The sequence below is a fragment of the Adlercreutzia equolifaciens genome (assembly GCF_029076695.1).
Classification (GTDB): domain Bacteria; phylum Actinomycetota; class Coriobacteriia; order Coriobacteriales; family Eggerthellaceae; genus Adlercreutzia; species Adlercreutzia equolifaciens_A.
In genome coordinates this window covers 1240168-1258743 of record NZ_JARFIK010000001.1, presented here as the reverse complement: position 1 = coordinate 1258743, position 18576 = coordinate 1240168, and the positions used below count along the sequence as shown (strand labels likewise).

Annotated in this window: 17 protein-coding genes; 6 read left to right on the top strand and 11 right to left on the bottom strand. The window is 61.8% G+C overall.

The window, feature by feature from the left end; all coding sequences use genetic code 11:
* Positions 1-17 precede the first annotated feature (17 nt).
* The 8 genes from PZH32_RS05055 to rlmD form a co-directional block, all read right to left on the bottom strand.
* A complete protein-coding gene (locus PZH32_RS05055) occupies positions 18-1532 on the bottom strand; it encodes an MATE family efflux transporter (RefSeq protein ID WP_275206612.1) in 1515 nt (504 codons plus the stop codon).
* Between the two features lie 36 nt (positions 1533-1568).
* Entirely contained in the window at positions 1569-2414 is an 846-nt protein-coding gene (locus PZH32_RS05050; RefSeq protein ID WP_275206611.1) for a biotin--[acetyl-CoA-carboxylase] ligase, read from the bottom strand.
* A 2-nt stretch (positions 2415-2416) separates the two neighbouring features.
* Positions 2417-3730 carry a dihydropteroate synthase gene (gene folP / locus PZH32_RS05045; protein ID WP_275206610.1) on the bottom strand — a complete coding sequence of 438 codons (1314 nt, stop codon included), beginning with the start codon at positions 3728-3730 and terminating at the stop codon, positions 2417-2419.
* Between the two features lie 182 nt (positions 3731-3912).
* Complete coding sequence (gene ftsH / locus PZH32_RS05040) at positions 3913-6156, bottom strand: ATP-dependent zinc metalloprotease FtsH (protein ID WP_428994018.1); 2244 nt, start codon at positions 6154-6156, stop codon at positions 3913-3915.
* Between the two features lie 78 nt (positions 6157-6234).
* The gene (gene hpt / locus PZH32_RS05035; protein ID WP_275206608.1) at positions 6235-6783 is read right to left on the bottom strand and encodes a hypoxanthine phosphoribosyltransferase; all 549 of its coding nucleotides are present in this window, start codon (positions 6781-6783) and stop codon (positions 6235-6237) included.
* Between the two features lie 212 nt (positions 6784-6995).
* Positions 6996-7793, bottom strand: a complete 798-nt coding sequence (locus PZH32_RS05030; protein WP_275206607.1) for a Maf family protein — start codon at positions 7791-7793, stop codon at positions 6996-6998.
* Positions 7786-8910 carry a tRNA lysidine(34) synthetase TilS gene (gene tilS / locus PZH32_RS05025; protein WP_275206605.1) on the bottom strand — a complete coding sequence of 375 codons (1125 nt, stop codon included), beginning with the start codon at positions 8908-8910 and terminating at the stop codon, positions 7786-7788. Before tilS ends, PZH32_RS05030 begins: the two co-directional genes overlap by 8 nt.
* Positions 8897-10234, bottom strand: a complete 1338-nt coding sequence (rlmD, locus tag PZH32_RS05020; RefSeq protein WP_275206604.1) for a 23S rRNA (uracil(1939)-C(5))-methyltransferase RlmD — start codon at positions 10232-10234, stop codon at positions 8897-8899. The genes tilS and rlmD overlap by 14 nt, the downstream gene beginning before the upstream one ends.
* Before the next feature lie 155 nt (positions 10235-10389).
* Here rlmD and PZH32_RS05015 point away from each other — a divergent pair, with 155 nt between their 5' ends.
* From PZH32_RS05015 to trhA, 4 genes are all read left to right on the top strand, one after another.
* The gene (locus PZH32_RS05015) at positions 10390-10761 is read left to right on the top strand and encodes a phage holin family protein (RefSeq protein ID WP_275206603.1); all 372 of its coding nucleotides are present in this window, start codon (positions 10390-10392) and stop codon (positions 10759-10761) included.
* Positions 10762-11295: 534 nt separating this feature from the next.
* Complete coding sequence (locus PZH32_RS05010) at positions 11296-11811, top strand: ferritin (protein ID WP_275206602.1); 516 nt, start codon at positions 11296-11298, stop codon at positions 11809-11811.
* 90 nt (positions 11812-11901) lie between these two features.
* Positions 11902-12729, top strand: a complete 828-nt coding sequence (locus PZH32_RS05005; protein WP_275206601.1) for an epoxyqueuosine reductase QueH — start codon at positions 11902-11904, stop codon at positions 12727-12729.
* A 163-nt stretch (positions 12730-12892) separates the two neighbouring features.
* Entirely contained in the window at positions 12893-13615 is a 723-nt protein-coding gene (gene trhA / locus PZH32_RS05000) for a PAQR family membrane homeostasis protein TrhA (RefSeq protein ID WP_275206600.1), read from the top strand.
* 5 nt (positions 13616-13620) lie between these two features.
* Here trhA and PZH32_RS04995 read toward each other — a convergent pair whose 3' ends face one another.
* The gene (locus tag PZH32_RS04995; protein WP_275206599.1) at positions 13621-14460 is read right to left on the bottom strand and encodes a deoxyribonuclease IV; all 840 of its coding nucleotides are present in this window, start codon (positions 14458-14460) and stop codon (positions 13621-13623) included.
* A gap of 384 nt (positions 14461-14844) precedes the next feature.
* Here PZH32_RS04995 and PZH32_RS04990 point away from each other — a divergent pair, with 384 nt between their 5' ends.
* The gene (locus tag PZH32_RS04990) at positions 14845-15786 is read left to right on the top strand and encodes an AEC family transporter (RefSeq protein ID WP_275206598.1); all 942 of its coding nucleotides are present in this window, start codon (positions 14845-14847) and stop codon (positions 15784-15786) included.
* Between the two features lie 87 nt (positions 15787-15873).
* Here the strand turns inward: PZH32_RS04990 and PZH32_RS04985 are convergent, their stop codons facing one another.
* Positions 15874-17001 (bottom strand): aldo/keto reductase, encoded by a 1128-nt coding sequence (locus tag PZH32_RS04985; RefSeq protein WP_275206596.1) that lies wholly within the window; start codon positions 16999-17001, stop codon positions 15874-15876.
* Positions 17002-17246: 245 nt separating this feature from the next.
* Positions 17247-17555 carry a thioredoxin family protein gene (locus PZH32_RS04980; RefSeq protein WP_275206594.1) on the bottom strand — a complete coding sequence of 103 codons (309 nt, stop codon included), beginning with the start codon at positions 17553-17555 and terminating at the stop codon, positions 17247-17249.
* Positions 17556-17941: 386 nt separating this feature from the next.
* On the opposite strand from PZH32_RS04980, the gene PZH32_RS04975 reads away from it, so the two are divergent.
* Complete coding sequence (locus PZH32_RS04975; RefSeq protein WP_275206593.1) at positions 17942-18568, top strand: 5-formyltetrahydrofolate cyclo-ligase; 627 nt, start codon at positions 17942-17944, stop codon at positions 18566-18568.
* The last annotated feature ends 8 nt before the right edge of the window (positions 18569-18576 follow it).

Here is an 18576-nt window from a genome sequence, read left to right as displayed (position 1 = left end):
AGCAGAGGCGCAGATGCCTACTTCCCGAACATCTGCTGCATACGGTGCAAACGGCGCATTTCCCATGCCACGAAAACAGCCGTGACCACAATGGAAAGCAGATCGGCCACGGGTGTGGCGAAGTACAGAGCGTCCAGTCCGTTGAACTGAGGGAGAATTTGCGGCAGAACCAGGGGCATCAGGTACAGCAGGGGAATAAGGAACAGTATTTGGCGCGTCAAAGTCAAGAACACGGACTTTGCCGGCTGCCCGGTAGCTTGGAAGTAATTCGAGCTGACAATTTGGAAACCCACAAAGGGCAGCATGAGGAACTGCACGCGAATGGCGAAGGCCGTAAAGTCGGCTAATCCGTCATGGGAAATACCGAAAGCGTGGGCAATGGGCGTCGCGAACACTTCGACAATGAGAAACATAACCAGAGCCAAACTGGTGGCAGCCCCAATGCCATACCACAGAGTTTTGCGCACGCGGGCCACATTGCGGGCACCGTAGTTGAAGCCCAAAAGAGGCTGGAGGGCAATGGCCGTGCCCACCAGGGGCATCACCGAAAACTGAGCGATTCGCTGCACCACGCCGATAGCTGCCAGGGCGTCCTCGCTGCCAATGGGCGACAAGGCCCCGTACTTCACCAGTTGGAAATTGATGAAGAAGTTTACAACCGCCATGCCCGCCTGCACGCAAAAGCTGGGTAAACCGAAAGCCAAAATGGTAGCATCCATGGAAGGCGCCAGCCGCAGAGCGGGCAGACGCAACCGCATGGGGACGTCCTTGCGCAGGCAGAAGTACTGGAGTACCGCCAAACACGAGCATGCCCAGCCAAGCACCGTAGCCAGTGCGCTGCCGAAAACGCCCCAGCCAAGCCCCAGCACAAACAGCGCGTTGAAGGCCACTGAGCCAACCAGGCCAATGACCATGGTTCCCAAAGCGCGGTTAGGGGCACCGCAGGTGCGGATGAAATTGTTCACGCCAAGGCCAATGCACTGCAGAATAAAGCCCGCGCAGATAATCTGAATGAACGTCTGGGCATAGGGACGCACGTCGGGCGTGGCGCTTGAAACATCAAGCACCCATGACACCAGCGCGGGGTTCCATCCCACGAACAGCACAACAACCGCTGCCACGAGGCTCATAGCCACCACGTTGCCCAAAGCGCGTTCGGCGTCTTCGCGCTTACCCTCACCCAGGCGAAGCGCCGCCAGCGCATTGCCGCCGTTGCCGATGAGCATGGCTATGGCCATGAACACAATCATGATGGGATTGGCCACGGTCATAGCCGAAAGACCGATCTCTCCTACCGCGTGACCAAGGAACATGGAGTCGATAATGGCGTAGGAGCCGTTGATGAGCATGCCCACCACTGACGGAATGGCGAACTCGGTAATCAGACGCGGAATGGAGGCCGTGCCCATGCGCATGACCTTGTCATCGCCCGTCGACTGAGCGTGAAGCTTCTGTCCTCGCGGGTCGGGAACCGCGCCATGAGAACCCGCAGAAGGAGCCGCGGGGAGGGTATCGGGTGTCTTGTCGTTCATAGTGCGCCTTTCTTGGTATCAGGCGCTATTGTAGTCTTAGGCGACGGGAATGACGTGAGCCTCCCCTGAAGACACGGGCACAACCCCGTCAGCGGCTCGCACAAGCAGGCGACCGCGATCGTCGATGCCGTCGGCCACGCCCTCCACGGTAACGTTGCCCGCCATGTCCTCGATGCGCACCGTGCGGCCGTCCAGGAACGAGGCAGCACTCAAGCTGGCCACGGAAGGCTGCAGGCCCAACTCGCGCCAGCGACCGTAGCTCACCAAGATGCGAGCGATGATCTCGCGCTGGATGTCGGTGATAATCTCCTCGCGGTACGCCGTCAAAGCACGGCCGGAAAGAGCGGCAGCCGCCTCGGCCACCGTCTGGGGATGCTCGGGCGTGGAGTCGGCCGCAGCCATGAGGTCGGCCATGTAGGAGGGCACATTGCGCCCCTCTACCGGTACCGCTACCTCGGGGGCGAAGACATTGACGCCAATGCCCACGCACACGCCACCGCCGCAGGTCTCCAGCGAAATGCCGCTCAGCTTGTGATACTCGTTGGCCGGCGTATCCTCGCTGGGCATGAACACCACATCGTTGGGCCACTTGAGGCGAATGCCGTCTTTGTGCTGAGGCGCCGCCAGTGTCTCAAGGGCACGCTGCACCGCCAAACCCACCACGAGGCTGAGCGTGGCCAAGCCGCTGCCGCCCACGTCGGGGCGAAGCAGCACGGACATATACAGGCCGCCCTCCGGGCTGTCCCAGAGGCGCCCTTGGCGACCATAGCCGCCGGTTTGGCGACGAGCGCGCACAATCAGACCCTCGGCCTTTCCCTCTAGCAGCGCTTCTTTGATTTCCTCGTTGGTGGATTCCACCTCGTCCAGAACAACCAGCTTCATGACTACAACCGATGTGCCTTTCCCACTCGCTCGTCCTCGGGGACCGAAGCGACAGGGGTGCCATCGGCCAGTTCGTATCCGGGAAGAATTTCCAATAGAGGCTTCACGACGAAGTCGCGCTCACAGACCCGCGGGTGAGGCAGCGTGAGCTCCGGCGTAGAGCCGACGTACATTTGATAATCAAGAATATCGATGTCGAGGGTGCGCGGACCGTTCTCGATCTGGCGCACGCGGCCCAGAGAATTCTCAATACCGTGCAGGTAGCCCAGCAGCTCTTTGGGCGGCAGACCGCAGCGCAGCGAGACCACGGTGTTCACAAAAGCGTCCTGGTCCTCATAGTAGGCCGGCTCGCTCTCGTAGAAGGAGGCCATGTCGATGATCTGCGTGTCAGGCAGAGCGCACAGCTGGCCCACCGCAAGGTTGATCTGGGCAATCTTGGCCTCGGTTTCCTCACCGGGCTCGGCTACCAGAGCCACGTTGGAGCCCAGGCCCAACAGCACCAGGGGGCGCAAGTCCTTCAGTGCCGCCACGGTTAGCGGGACGTTATGGGTGCGCACCACGGCGGCGCCCAGCTCGCACGCAAGAAGCGCCTCGGCGGCCGAGGCCACATCGCGCTCGTGGGGCTCGTCCACATGATAGGCGTAGCCCACGTAGCTTTTGCGCGAGGCCGCCACCATCACGGGATAGCCCAGGCGCACCAGCTCGTGGAGGTTGCGCATCAACTCGATAGTCTGCTTCGGCGTTTTGCCAAAGCCCGGACCGGGATCGATGCAGATGCGCGAGCGATCAATCCCCGCGGCCTCGAGCTCTTCGGCACGGGCGGCCAGGTAATCACGTACCTCGGTCACGACGTCCTCGTAAACGGGCTCGTCCTGCATGGTTTTCGGCTGGCCCTGCATATGCATGACTACGCAGCCGCAACCGGAATGCTTGACGGCCTCGACCATAGCGGGGTCGCGGAAACCCGACACATCGTTGATGATGGAGGCACCGGCGTGCAACGCCCGCTCGGCCACTGCAGCGTGGCGCGTGTCCACCGAAACGCACAGGTCATAGTCGACAAGTGCGCGCACGACAGGCTCGATGCGACGCCACTCCTCTTCGGGATCGACAGGATCGGCACCGGGGCGCGTGGACTCGCCGCCCACGTCGATGATGACGGCACCCTGCTCGACCATTTCGAGTCCATGGGCCACCGCCGCATCGGCATCAAGATACGCTCCCCCATCCGAAAAAGAGTCGGGGGTCACATTCAGAATGCCCATTACTAGAGGCGTCGTCGCATCGAAATCGAAGCGACCGCAGTGCCAAATCATCGAACCGTTGCCTTCCTATCATCGAGGGTAAGGGCACAGTATACCCATTGCCGCTGATGAATAAGGTAACGAACGGCGCAGCGGCACGATACCTCCATTGAAGTGCGGTACAAGAAAGGGCGCCCCGCAAGGCGCCCTTTCGTACTTATAGCTCTAAGCGGCTTCATCAAGCCATGGTGCTCCTACTTTTTGTCAGGATCGGGAGCATCGGCCGAGGAGTCCATGTCGTCCTCGCGGTCGATTTCGGCGTCGACCTGCTGCTGCGTGGGCATGTCAGCGCGGTCGGCATCCTCGGCCGGGGCCCGGAAGGGGCCGTTGGGATCCTGATCGCCCGGCTCCACCGGCTCCTCGCGCCAGTTCGGGTCGGCCAGGGTCTCGCCGGCGTCCGGGTTTCCACCCTCGGTAGCCTCGCGCTCAGCCAGCAGCTGCGCATCCTTGGCGCGCGCCGCCGCCTCTTCGGCCTCCTTGGCGGCAATGATGTCGCCCTCGCGGGCCAGGTACTCGTCCCACTTATTGTCGAGCAGCGCCTCGCAGGCCTCGCCCTCCACGGTCTCGCGCTCCAGCAGCACACTGGCCATCAGGTCCATCTGATCGGCGCGGGCGGTGAGGATGTCGTGGGCCCGATCGTGGGCTTCCTTCATGATCTTCGCCACTTCCTCGTCGATGCGGCGAGCCGTCTCCTCGGAGTAGTCCTGGGTGTTGCCGTAATCGCGACCCAGGAACACCTCGTGGTTGGGCTGGCCGAACACCTGGGTGCCCAGGGGGCTCATGCCGTACTGGGTGACAATGGCGCGGGCCATCTTGCTGGCACGCTCCAGGTCGTTCGAGGCACCGGTGGTAATGTCGTCGCAGAAGATTTCCTCAGCCACACGACCGCCCATGAACACGGCCAGCTCGTCCTTCATCTCGGAGAGCGAGTTGAGCACCTTGTCCTCATCGGGAATGGACAGCGTGTAGCCCAGGGCGCGGCCGCGGGAGATGATGCTGATCTTGTGCACCGGATCGGCATGGGAGAGCAGGTGGCCCACCAGGGCGTGACCGCTCTCGTGGTAGGCGATGGTGTGCTTGGTCTTCTCGTTGAGTACGCGGCCCTTACGCTCGGGACCGGCAATAACGCGCTCCATGGACTCGCTGACCTCGCGCATGGTGATGATCTTCTTGCCGCGGCGGGCCGTCAGCAGCGCCGACTCGTTCATCAGGTTGGCCAGATCGGCACCGGTGAAGCCCGGGGTGATCTTCGCGATCTTCGACAGGTCCACGTCGCTTCCAATGGGCTTGTCCTTGGCATGCACGTTGAGGATCTTCTCGCGGCCCTTCACGTCCGGCGTGTCCACCACAATTTGACGGTCGAAACGACCGGGGCGCAGCAGCGCCGGGTCGAGGACGTCGGAGCGGTTAGTAGCAGCCAGCAGCACCACCGAGTCGTTGGACTCGAAGCCGTCCATTTCCACCAGCAGCTGGTTCAGGGTCTGCTCGCGCTCGTCATGACCGCCGCCCAGGCCCGTACCACGCTGACGACCCACGGCGTCGATCTCGTCGATGAAGATGATGGCCGGAGCCGCGTCCTTGGCCTGCTGGAACAAATCGCGCACGCGGGAGGCGCCCACGCCCACGAACATCTCCACGAAGTCGGAGCCGGAAATGCTGAAGAAAGGCACCCCGGCCTCGCCGGCCACGGCGCGGGCCAGCAGCGTCTTGCCGGTGCCCGGAGGGCCCACCAGCAGGCAGCCGCGGGGGATCTTCGCGCCCATGGACTGGTACTTCGCCGGGTTGGCCAGGAAGTCCTTGATTTCCTGCATCTCCTCCACAGCCTCGTCCACGCCGGCCACATCGGAGAACTTCACGTCGGGACGCTCCTCGGCGGCCTTCTTCGTCTTGGCCTTGCCGAAGTTCATCTGGGAGTTGTTGGCTTGCTGCATCTTAAAGAAGAAGAAGAACAGCAGGCCGCCGATGATGAGGATGGGCAGCAGCGTGGTGAGGATTTCCAGGAAGGGGCTCGGCAGCGTGACCTGATAGGACACGTCGGGATGGGCGGCCAAAAGCTCGCCCAGCGAGTCGGAGCCCACGTAGGTAGAGCGGTACTGATGCTCTTTGCCCAGCGTGGACGGATCGAGCGTGGTGGTGCCCACCCCGGCCAGCGCTTTACCGTCGTCGGCGCGCTTGGTGGCCATGAGGGCGTTCATGGAGTCGAAGGCGCCGTTGAAGGCCTTGGCCGCCTCGGAGCCCGCCGTGGCCGCCGGGAAGTAGGTTCCCGACACCATGTAATCGCCGGCCGAGTAGGTAACGGACTTCACGCGGCCCTGCTCCACCGCCTGGGTGAACTCGGAGGTGATCAGCTCGTCGGTGACGGTGGCCTCATTACCGCCGCGCATGAACTGGCTGCCCACAAAAAACGCCACGGCCAGCAAGATGATGACCATGAGCATGGTGGTGCGGGACGACGAGGACGAGGGCCCGAGGTTTGGTTTCTTAGGGGTGTTGTTGTCTGCCATGAGTGTCTGCCTTTACTGATAAACTTCAGGCTTGAGGACGCCGATATAGGGAAGGTTGCGGTAGCGCTCCGCGTAGTCGAGGCCGTAGCCGACGATGAACTCGTCGGGGCACTCGAAGCCCACGTAACGGCAATTGACGTCGGCCTGGTTCGGGGTGTCCTTGCGCAACAGCGTGGCCACCGAAATAGAAGCGGGGCCGCGGGATTCCAGGTTCTTGATGAGATAGCTGAGCGTCAGGCCCGAGTCGAGGATGTCCTCGGCAATGACCACGTGACGGCCCTGGATGTTGCTGGACAGATCCTTCAGGATGCGCACCACGCCGGAGCTTTTCACGCCGCTGCCGTAGGACGACACCGCCATGAAGTCGACCTCCAGCGGCATGTCGATGGCGCGGATAAGGTCGCATGTGTACATGGCCGCGCCGCGCAGCACGCAGATGACCACGATGCCCTCATCGCCGGCAATATCCTTGTAGTCGCGCGTGATGGCGGCGCCGAGTTCGCTTACGCGATTGGCAAGATCCTGCTCGGAGAAAATGATCTCTGAAACGTCGTTATGCACCGTTGCACCTTCTCTTTTGTCGGAGGGACAGAGGCTCCGTCCGCCCGAGTTGGACTTGCCCGTGACCAGGAAGGCCCCGGGCGTCTAGTTTCCGTTTCAGTTTACCAAAGACCTTTCAACGAACGGACACAATACGGTAACGCCACACATTAAGCGCGGTTACCAATGGGGTTTATTTGCTGGAAAAGCATCCCGTTTAACTGCGAACGCCCTTAGGACTGCGCCAGATCGGGAAATTCCTTGATGAGGCGCTCGACAGGGAGACCAACGATGGTGTCATAGGCGCCATCGTAGTGATCCACCAGCGCCGCGCCCGCGCCCTGGATGGCATAGGCTCCGGCTTTGTCGAAGGATTCGCCCTTCTTCAGGTACTCGGTGATCTCCTCGTCGCTCAGATCCTTAAAGGTGACGCGGCTCACGTCGGCCAGCGTGCGGAAACCCAGGGAGACTTCCTCCACCGTGGGAGCCGACACCATCCACACCGACACCGCGGTGATGACCTCGTGGGTGCGTCCCGACAGCTGGCGCAGCATGTGTTTGCCGTCCGAGGCGCTGCGGGGCTTGCCGAAGATCTTGCCGTCGAGCACCACCATGGTGTCGGCGCCGATCACAATGAGCATGCCCGTGTAGTTCTCGGCCAGCACTTCTTGGATGACCGCGCCGGCCTTGCGCTCGGCCAACTTCTTCGCCGCCTCCACGGGATCAGCCGCCAAGTCGGGCTCCAGAGACTCGTCCACCGGGGTCACCGGCGTGCGCACCGTGAACTTCACGCCCGCGTCAGCAAGCAGCTCGCGACGACGCGGACTGCCGCTGGCGAGGACTACCTCAAAAGGGGCAACATCACCGGCTTCCTCATAGCGCTCGGCCGCAGCCGGATCCTCGTAGGCGTCATTGTAGTCGGCCGCCGTCTCATGCAAATCGGTCTGCGCTTCGCGCACCGCCTGCTCGAGAGAGGCGTTGCCCACTGCCTCGGCTATTTCGTCGGTTACCGATACCTTGCTCTCAGTCATGATGGTCCTTCTTTCTACGGGCGCGGAAGTAGGCCATGGGCTCTACCAACACGCCGCGCTTGTTCGCACTTACCGCTAGATCATACTGGATATTGGCCACGTAGCCGCTGTTGGGCTGGCCATCGGCAAAACCCTGTAGGACAGCCTCCACACTTGCCGCCTCGACACGGGCATCCGGACCGAGCATGGCCTGCAAAAGCTCGCGCACCGCGCGGCGCTGCAGCGGCCGTTTCGCCTGCCCGAACGCCGGCAGCAACCGGAAGCCCTCGGAACGATCGATACCGAAGGTATCGTCCTCGGCCACCCAGACGCTGGACTCCTCCACCAGATCGGCGGCCATTTCGTCAAGCATGTCGTCCTCGTCGGCAATGAGGTTCATGGAGCGCACCAGCACCTCAGGCAGGGCACTGTTCCATTCCTTGGCCGGAGGCACCACCTTATGGCGCACGTAGGCGCGGAAGCGATCGGTGTGGGCGTTGGTGGCGTCCTCACGCCAGAGCGCCCCCGCCGCATCGCGAACCACCGTCTCGCCCGCTTCCTCCCGGGCCGACAGGTAGTCGCGCAGCTGGTCGCGGGTCACATCGAGCAGCGGGCGCACCACCGGCCCGTTGCGATACTTCATGGAGCGGAAGCCGCCCGGTCCCGTGCCCACAATGGAGCGCATGTAGAAGTTCTCGATGCGATCGTCGGCGGTGTGGGCCGTGAAGATGCGCGCCTCGGACAAGGGGCAGCCCTCGTGCTGGCACATCGAGCGCAGGGCCTCGTTAGCAGCCAGATAACGCTCGCGACGCGCCACAGCCTCCACGTTCTCATGGGTGCGCTCGGCCTCGGCGGCAATATCAATGGCGCAGATGAACAGCGGAATATCGAGGGCCTCGGCCAACTTTTGGACGAAGGCCTCATCGTCGTCGGCGTCCTGGCCGCGCAGCTTGTGGTTCACATGGAGCATGGCCACGGGCCCCAGAGCGCCCGCCTCCCGCAGCGCAGCCGCCACGTAGGCCAGAGCCGTGGAGTCGGAGCCGCCCGACACCATGAGCAGAGCGCCCCCGTCAGGAGCTATCAGATGATGGTCGGCGATGGTGGCCTGCGTTTTTTCTAGAATGTCAGTCGTGATCATGGTTGTGACTCCTCGGGGTCGGGCCCTTTGGTTCGCTCGCGTGCTTTTCCAGCATCACGATCGATTCTATGTGATCGGTGTGGGGGAACATGTCCACCGGGCGAATTGCTTTTATCTCGTAACCGCTGTCGACGAGCTGGCGCACGTCACGGGCTTGAGTGGTGGGGTTGCAGGAGATGTAGACGATACGCTGGGGCGCCAGGGCGCAGGCCGCCGCCAGGAACTCGGGCGTCGAACCAGCGCGGGGTGGATCCATGAGCAGCACCAGGGGCTCCGGCCGCTCATCTGAGGCGGCCAGGCGCTCCATGAACGCCGTGGCGTCCTCGGCCACGAAATCGGCGTTCCCCACACCGTTATGGCGCGCATTGGTGGCAGCGTCGCGGATGGCGGAGGCCACGCTGTCGACGCCGATGACGCGGCGAGCCCCTCGCTTGGCGGCCACCAGGCCGATGGTGCCCGTGCCGCAGTAGGCATCGATAACGGTTTCGGCGCCCGTCAGCTGCGCCAGGCGCACGGCCTCATCGTAGAGCACTTCGGTTTGCGTGGCGTTCACCTGGTAGAAGGACTTCGACGAAATGCGGAAGCTGAGACCGCACAGGGTATCCAGGATGAAGCCGGGGCCGTAGAGCGTGCGCTCCTTTTCGCCCAGGATGACATTGGTCTGGCGCGTGTTCACGTTCTGCACGATGGTGGTGATAGCCGGCACACGGCGCACCAGCTCGCGGCAGAAGGCTTTGGCCGAGGGAAACTCCTCGCCGTTGGTCACCACGGTGACGAGCACTTCCCCGCTCTCATGACCCACGCGAACCACCACATGGCGCACGAAGCCCTCGCCGGTGTCCTCGTTGTAAGGCGCCATGTCCCAGCGGGCCATTATGTCGCGGACGGCCAGGGTCACCTGCTTGGCCGTCTCGTTCTCGATGGCACAGGCGTCCGTGGGAATAAGGCGATGCGTGCCCGGCGCGTACATGCCGGTGAGAATGGCTTCTCGCGCTTGCTGGGGGTTGCGCGACCCCTGGGTGCTGCGAAGCGCCTTCGCACCATGGCGCTTGGCCGACTCGGCGCCGCGCTCGGCCGCGCGTTTACCTGCGCCCGTGCCGCGCTTGCCCTTCGCCGGCGCATAGGGAGACACCACTTTATTGCGATAGTGAAAGGGATGCTCCATACCCAGCACTGGCTGGAACGCCTCGGCGGGAGCCAAGCCTTCGAACAGCTCGAAAACGGCGCGTTGCTTGGCGGACAGCTGCTGGTCGTAGGGCACATCCAATTGACTGCAACCGCCGCACTGTCCGAAAACGGGGCAGAGCGCGCAGCCCGAAGCCACCGGCCCACCTTGCTGAGCCTTCGGCGCACCCGGCTGACCGCGGTTGTTTTTCCGCGGCCTTGCGGGGTGGTTACTGCTGCGTTTCGGCTTGTTGTCGTGTTTTCTGGTCATGGTCTCATTTTGACATAATGGCCCCAATGGAAAAGGAGGCACTTATGAACTTCATTATTCGCTGGATTGCCACCGCCATCGCCGTTGCCGCTGCGGTATGGATTGTTCCTGGCATCGAGATTGTCAATAGCGGCTCTACCTGGGTGGGCATTGTGCTTTTCGCCCTTATCCTGTCGCTCATCAACATGTCCATCAAGCCCATCCTGCAAGTGCTGTCGTTGCCCGTTACCGTCCTTACCCTGGGCATCTTCTACCTTATCGTGAACACGCTGCTGCTCTACATTGCCGCATGGCTGGCCAACGGCCTGTTCGGAGCAGGCTTCTACATTGCCAGCTTCGGCAGTGCCTTCGTGGCCTCTATCGTCATTTCGATTGTGTCCGCTCTGGTGAACGGCCTGGTGGGCAACGACGCCTAAGGCTGCAGAAATAAAGCGGCGGCAGGTTCGGAACCCATGGCCCGCATAAACGGCATCGCCACGCTCAGCCCGGTTTCGGCCGGGCTTTTTTGTACCGGCAAAGCGTTGGGCCCACTGCAGGTTGCTCATCCTGCAGTGGGCCCAATAATCAAGCTCGTGATATTGCTCACGCCTTGTTGCCACGCCCCCATGGTAGCCGAAGACCCACCCTTCGGTGACCGAACCCCTTATTTGTTGGTTTCATGAAACAAACCACGATCCGGGAGGGGGTGTTCCGCCTGTGGCCTTATCGAAATGTCTAGATTTGTACATTTCGATAAGGCCACAGCACCTACTACGGTATACCAGCAGCTCCAATTCGAGACTTTCTCCACAGAACGGCGCTGACCGCGGTGCCGCACCCGCAAATTTCCGCTTTTCGCTTTCGTTAAAATGAAAGGAATCCGACCACTTTTTTCTCAAGCGCGGTATGCTGTCATCGTTCGATTTTGCCGCGCACCACGAGCAGCGCGGCACCAACAAGAAAGGATTTCCATGGACGCCAAGGTCTACGAACTCATCAACGATCAGATCAACAAGGAGCTGTACTCCGCCTATCTGTACCTATCCTTCGCCGACTACTACGAGGAGGAGGGCCTGTCCGGCTACGCCAACTACTTCGAAATCCAGGCTCAGGAAGAGCGCGATCACGCCATGATCTTCCGCAACTACCTGCACGAGAACGGCGAGAAGGTGAAGCTGCTGGCCATCGACCAGCCTGACAAGGTGTTCGCCAACTTCCTGGAGCCGCTGGAGGCTGCCATGGAGCACGAGAAGTACGTGACGTCGCTCATCAACGACATCTATGCCGCCGCTCTGGAAGCTCACGACTACCGCGCTCAGAAATTCCTGGGCTGGTTCATCGACGAGCAGCTGGAGGAAGAGGACAACGCCGACACCATGATCACCAACATGAAGCTGTTCGGCGGCGACCCCAAGGGCCTGTACGACCTGGATCGCGAGTGCGCCACCCGCACCTACACCGTGCCGAGCCCGCTGGCTGCCGAGTAGCGAAAGCCTGCCATTTGAAGCGGCCGAGGCGCAATGCTCGGCCGCTTTTTTTTGGTTGAGGAACCCCGTCAAGGAAGTGAAACCGGAACTATGACCAACATGCTTCTTCATGCTTGCTGTGGGCCGTGCTCCCTTGAGCCTGTGCGCCTCTTACGCGAAGAGGGCTTCAATCCGGTCATCTTCTACGCAAACTCGAACATCCACCCCGCCGATGAGTACGCCCATCGCCTGGAAACCCTGCGCGAATGGGCCGAAGGCGAAGCGGTGCCGGTGATCGAGGGCACCTACGATGCAGACGCCTGGGAGGCCACGGCCGGTCGTGTGGGCGATGCCGCATTTGAGCGCTTCGGCATGGTGCACGGCCCGGACCCCCATACCGCAGAAGACGAAACAGCCGCACATACACCCAGCATTTCAGCAGATTCCGAGGCCGCGGCGGCCCGCGAGGCACGCTGCCGTGCCTGCTATCGCCTGCGCTTCGAGGAGGCGGCCCGCTATGCCCGGGAGCACGGCTACGACACCCTGGGCACCACGCTATCCGTCAGCCCCTACCAATACACCCAGGTCATCCGTGAAGAATTGGAGCGCGCTGCGGCCGCCGAAGGGCTGATCGCTCACTTCGAGGATTACCGCCCCTTCTACGATGAGGCCACGCGCCGATCGCGCGAGGGGGGCATGTACCGCCAGAACTACTGCGGCTGCCGCTTCTCCGATGCCGAGGCCGAAGCCGAGCGCGAGGAGCGCAAGGCTGCGCGCCGGGCGGCCCGCGAGGCTGAAGCCGCGGCCCATGCCGAAGAACGCGCCGCCGCCGAGGCCGAGCGCGCCCGCCATCGCGCCGAGAAGCAAGCCTACGCCGACAAGCAGGCGAAGAAGCGCGCCATCCTGAAGGCAATGAGGGAACAGGAGCGGCGTTCATAGCGCTTGCAGCGCCGATTAACGAACCACGCCAAAGCCAAATGGAGCGCGCCTTCGCTTGTTATCGTCTGTCTTCTTTTGTTCTTCCTGCCCCGTTTCCCTTCTGTTTCCCGATCGGCCCCTTCCCTGAACTATCATGAGACTCTATCCACTCCAAGGAGGATCCATGAAGGCCATCCCACTCAAGCATCCCGAGCTCTCCCCCAACGCCGCTGCGGCGGCGGCCAAACCGTGCCCCGTGGGAGTGACGAAGCGCCGCGTGCGCGAGTATTCGGTGGGCGAGGAAATCTTCAACGCTGTAACCCATGGCGTAGGAGCGGGCCTGGCCGTGGCGGCATTGGTGCTGCTCGTTGTGAAGTCGGTAGCCGATGGTGGCGGCATGCTGCTTTTGGCGGGCCTGGTATTTGGCATCGCGTTGCTGCTGGAGTATTTGATGTCCACGCTTTACCACGCTATTGCCATCGAAGGCGCCAAGCGCGTGTTCAAAGTGCTTGACCATTCAGGCATCTACCTGCTTATTGCCGGCACCTACACGCCCTACTGCCTGGTCACTTTGGCGCCCTATGGCGGCATATGGCTCGCCGCGTTCGTGTGGGGCGTGGCGCTTCTGGGCATTGCCTTTGAGGCATTCTGGACCTTCCGCCCGCGCTGGATTTCCGCCGTGCTCTACGTGGCCCTGGGCTGGTCCATTGTGGTGTTTTTGCCCACGCTGTTTGCGGTAATGAACCCTGTGGGGTTCTGGCTGCTGGCTGCGGGCGGCATCTGTTACACCGTGGGCGCCGTGTTCTACATCTTCAAGAAGGTGAAGTACCTGCACTCGGTGTTTCACCTGTTCGTTTTGGCCGGCAGCTGCCTGCAGTTCTTCAGCGTGTACTTCTTTGTGATTTAGAGCGTCTACCCTTCCTGATGAGCGGCGCGCAAAGCGGCAATTTCTGCCGCCCAGCCGTCCAGGTTATCCTGGGGTGTTTCCAGAAAAAAGGGCAAATCGCGCAGGGCCGGATGGTTCGTCACCGCCGCGAGGGCCTCGAAGCCGATGTGCCCTTCGCCAATGGCCTCGTGACGATCCTTGTGCGCGGCAAGAGGATTCTTGGAATCGTTGAGGTGAATGGCGCGCAGGCGATCGAGGCCCACAATGCGATCGAACTCCTCAAGCACGCCATCAAGGTTGCCGACAATGTCGTAGCCACCCTCCCATACATGGCAGGTGTCCAAACACACGCCCATTTTGTCCGCCTGATCCACGCGCTCGATAATGGCCGCCAGCTCTTCGAAGCGACCGCCCACTTCCGAGCCCTTCCCCGCCATGGTTTCCAAGAGCACCGTGGTGGTTTGGTCCGGAGTCATAACCTGGTTGAGCGCGTCGGCAATGAGCTCGATGCCCTTTTCCGTGCCCTGACCCACATGGCAGCCAGGATGCATGTTGTACAGCTGACCTGGGGTGTTCTCCATGCGCATAAGGTCATCAGTAAGCAGCTCGATGGCGAACTGGCGCGTTTCCGGCTTCGCCGCCGCGGGGTTCATGGTGTAGGGAGCATGGGCTAAGAACGTGGTAATGCCATGCTCATTGGCGTACTCGTGAAAGGCGGCCACATCGGCCGGATCGATGGCCTTGGCCTTTCCGCCGCGCGGGTTGCGCGTAAAGAACTGGAAGGTGTTGCCGTCGATGGACACCGCGTCCTTCGCCATTTTCAGATAGCCCTTGGCGCTGGACAGGTGGCATCCGATGGTGAACATGGCAATCCTTTCAACGACGAAAAACAGCAGTGGCCAGTATACGACAACGCCCGACCACATCAGAGACCTCCACAGAGCAAGCATCGAGGAAAAAGGCGCCCGAACGTTGAAGGCGCCAGCAACACGCAGGCTTTTTTTCGTTTTGTTAGCCGCTTTGCGCGGCGCATGGGCCGCGAAGCTGCCGGCGTCCCTCGCGCACCCTCTCGTTCAACGGCAAAACCCCAGGTCGTATTTTCCTCAGAGGAAGAAAACTACCTCTTGCGGGTCGTGTCTGACTGATCGGCGTTAACTAACCGCAAAATAGTGGCCAAATAAGCCTCGAAAAGCTTCCGTTGGATTGCGCCCGCAAAGGGCGACCCAACAGCGACAGAAAGGACGCTGCCTGTGCCCGAAGGCATGCTTGGCATATTCCAGGAAATTGTGACGCTCTTCGCCATTGTGGCCGTGGGCTACGGGGCGAAGAAGCTGCGCTTCATGAACGATGAGTTCGATCGCATGTTGTCAAAGCTGGTCATCAATATTGCTCTGCCCGGCATGATTCTGGGATCGGTGCTTACGGCCACGCAGCTTCCTTCGGCTCAAGAGGTGTGGGAGTGTCTGGGGCTTTCGTTTGCCAGCATGCTCATTATGTTCGTGGTGGCCTACGGATTCACGCTGCTGCTGCGCATTCCCGACGGGCATCGCGGCGTGTACCGGTTCATGCTGTGCTTCGGCAACGTGGGCTTCATCGGATACCCTGTGCTCACCGCCGTATTCGGGCCCGACGCGCTGGTCTATGCGGCTGTGTTCAATCTGCCCTTCAACCTTTTTGTGTTCACCGTGGGCGCCTGGTTTCTTACCCAGGACACCGACGGCGTCAAAGTGCAAACTACGTGGCGCACCTTCGTCACGCCCGTCATGATCTCATGCCTGATTGCCATCGTGCTGACGCTTTTGGGCATCCACCATGCGCCCATCCTCGGCGACGCGCTGAACACCCTGGGATCCATCACCACCCCGGCAGCCCTGCTTATTATCGGGTCTTCTTTGGCGAATATGCCGGCACGCGAGCTGTTGGGCAGCCCGCGTCTTTGGATTTGCTCGCTGTTCCGCCTGATGGTTATGCCCGTCCTGATATGGGCCGTTTTCAGCCCCTTCGTTCCCAGCGGCCTCATGCTTGCTGTTACCATCATGCTCACCGGCATGCCCGTGGCCACCAACGGCACCATGCTCTGCTACCAGTACGGCGGCAACAGCCGGGTAATGGCCCAAGGCACCTTCGTCACCACCGTGCTGGCCCTGGCCAGCATTCCGCTTCTGGCCACGTTCGTCACCAGCGTGCTGTAGGGAGCCATTGTCTCTCGCAACAAGAGGGGCGGCTTACCGAAACGGCAGCCGCCCCTCTGCAATTCGCTCGTTTGCGCGCCAGCCCCTTTAGTCCTCGTAGTGCTCCACAGCCTCTACCAGGTGGTCGATGATGCCGATGGACTGAGGGCACATGGCCTCGCAGGTGCCACACTGAATGCACTGGGAGGCGCGGCCGCCCGTGGCCTGCCAGCTGTACTGGTTCTTCACGAAAGCACGATCCTCGGTGGTGCGCTCCAAGTTCAGCATGCCCATGATTTCGGGGATCTTCACACCCTCGGGGCAGTCCTTCACGCAGTACCCGCAGTTGGTGCAGGGAATGAGATCCACCGAGCGCAGCGCGGCGATGGCGCCGTCGATGGCCTCGCGTTCGGCGGCGGTGAAGGGCTTGTGGGTCTGGAAGGTGCGCATGTTGTCCTGCATCTGCTCAAGCGACGAGGCACCGGCCAGCACGGTCAGCACGTTCGGCTGCTCGAGGCAGAAGCGATAGGCCCAGGAAGCCTGGCTGGCCTCGGGGTTTGCGGCGCGAAGCACCTCGGCACCGCGCTCGGGCAGATTCGCCAAGCGGCCGCCGCGCACGGGCTCCATGATGATGGCGGGAACGCCATGCTTGGCCGCCACTTCCAGCAAACGCCGGGACTGCACCACCGGGTCGTCCCAATCCAAGTAGTTCACCTGCACCTGCACGAAGTCCATCTCGGGGTGCGCCGTTAGAATCTCGTCGAGCACATCGGCGCCGTCGTGGATGGAGAAGCCCGCGTAGCGAATGAGCCCGTCGGCCTTGGCCTGGGCCACGAAGTTCCACATGTCGTACTCGTCGAACTTGGCCGTGCGGGGGCCGCCCACGTTGTGCAGCAGATAGTAGTCGATGTAGTCGACGCCCAGGCGCTCCAACGAGGTGGGCAGGCAGGCCTGCGCCTCCTCCTTGCTGGGACAGGCCCAGGCCAGGCACTTAGTAGCCACCGTGAAGGCCTCGCGCGGGTAGCGCTCCACCAGCGCCTGGCGCAGCGCTCCTTCCGAGTGACCGTTGTGGTACACGAAGGCGGTGTCCACATAGGTGCCGCCCTGGGCGATGAACTCATCGATCATGGCTTTGACCTGCTCGATGTCGATAGCCGTTACGTCATCGGGGTCGGTCAGGGGAAGGCGCATGGCGCCGAAGCCAAGCTTGCCGACGCCCTCGAACGGTGCAGTCATGGAGTCTCCTCTCAGTAGTCTCTGATCATGATAGTAATAATTAGAGCCAACTCCAAGTCAAGAGAACTTTTGACAGAACGACAAGCGGCCCCTTCCGAAGAAGGGGCCGCCTGTCCCAGGAAGGACAAAGCGCCGAATATCCAGCACTCCCATCAACCATAAAGGACCGTCGCCCAAACCGCGTTCGGCGCAAAGCACCGCGCTATACGCGACGCGGCGCAGCGGCGTCCCGCTATTCGGGGCCCTTAGGCAGCCAGCTGCTGCAGATGCTGCTCGGACTGCTCGCCCACCAGGGTCTTTTTCACTACGCCGTCCTCAAAGAGCAAGAAGGTGGGCACGCCGTTGGAGGCATACTTCTGGGCCAATTGCGGGCATTTGTCGATATCCACCTGATAGACGGGCACCTCGCCCTCGAGACGATCAGCCACCAAGCCGATAACCGGCATCATGCGCTGGCAATGCGGGCACCACGTGGCGAAGAATTCCACCAGCACTTTGCCCGGCGCGTCGATAACTTTCTGGGAAAAGTCGCTTTCACTTAATTGCTCAATCATGGCACATCCTTTCTTTTGAAGTGCACGTACCATAGCCATTGTGCGCCCAGCCGGACGACATCCCTGGCCACCAAGCCATTCGTCAAAACACCGAGAGCAAGTGTTTCCCCAACCGTTGCCAGCGGGATCTGCAGCCGCAAAGGAACGATTTCGTGCCCGCCATCCGCCTGCTCGATGGAAAACAGCCGCCGATTGACCAGAAGCGACCCACGGACAAGGCGACAACCCCGCAAGTGGAAACGCCTGCTATGCTGAAGCTAACAACTCGCCGTCCCCGACCCCCTTGGCACTGAGGCTGGCGCCGTCCTTTCCCTGCGGGCTTTCTTGGCGCCGACGACACCCTAACGGCTGACAGGCCGACGGCAACGTTTTACCTTAGGAGCATCATGAACCGCGCGCATCTCACAACCAACGGCAAAAAGCCGCTGCGCCAACAAGCGCAGGCGCTGCGCGACAGTCTCGATCCCCCAACCCGCATGGCTGCCGACCGCGCCATGGCCCAAGCCGTCATAGAGAGCAGCCTCTTTTCCCGCGCCCCACTGATCCTCGCCTACCGCTCCTTCGGAAGCGAAGTGGACACTCATACCCTGATCGAAGAGGCGCTGCGCCAGGATAAGGAAGTTGCCCTTCCCCGCTGCCTACCGGGCAGCGGCCTCATGACCTGGCACGCCATCACCTCCCTGTCCGACCTTGTCCCTGGCTATGGCGGCATACTGGAACCGCCGAACAACTCCGCAACGCTCATCGATCCCCGGACGGTCAACCCTCGTGCGCTGGCGCTCGCGCCCGGGCTGCTGTTCGACGATGTCGGCTACCGTCTGGGCTATGGCGGTGGCTATTACGATCGCTTCCTCGCCTCCTTCCCGGGCACAAGCCTGGGATTGACTCGCACCGTCCAGCGTGTTTCCGACCTGCATGCTCTGGGCGCCGTTGCGTCCTTCGATCAACCTGTCGACTGGGTTGCGGACGAAGCGGGGCTGCGCTCAAGCGGTGCAGCGCCAACAATCTTGTGACACTTCCC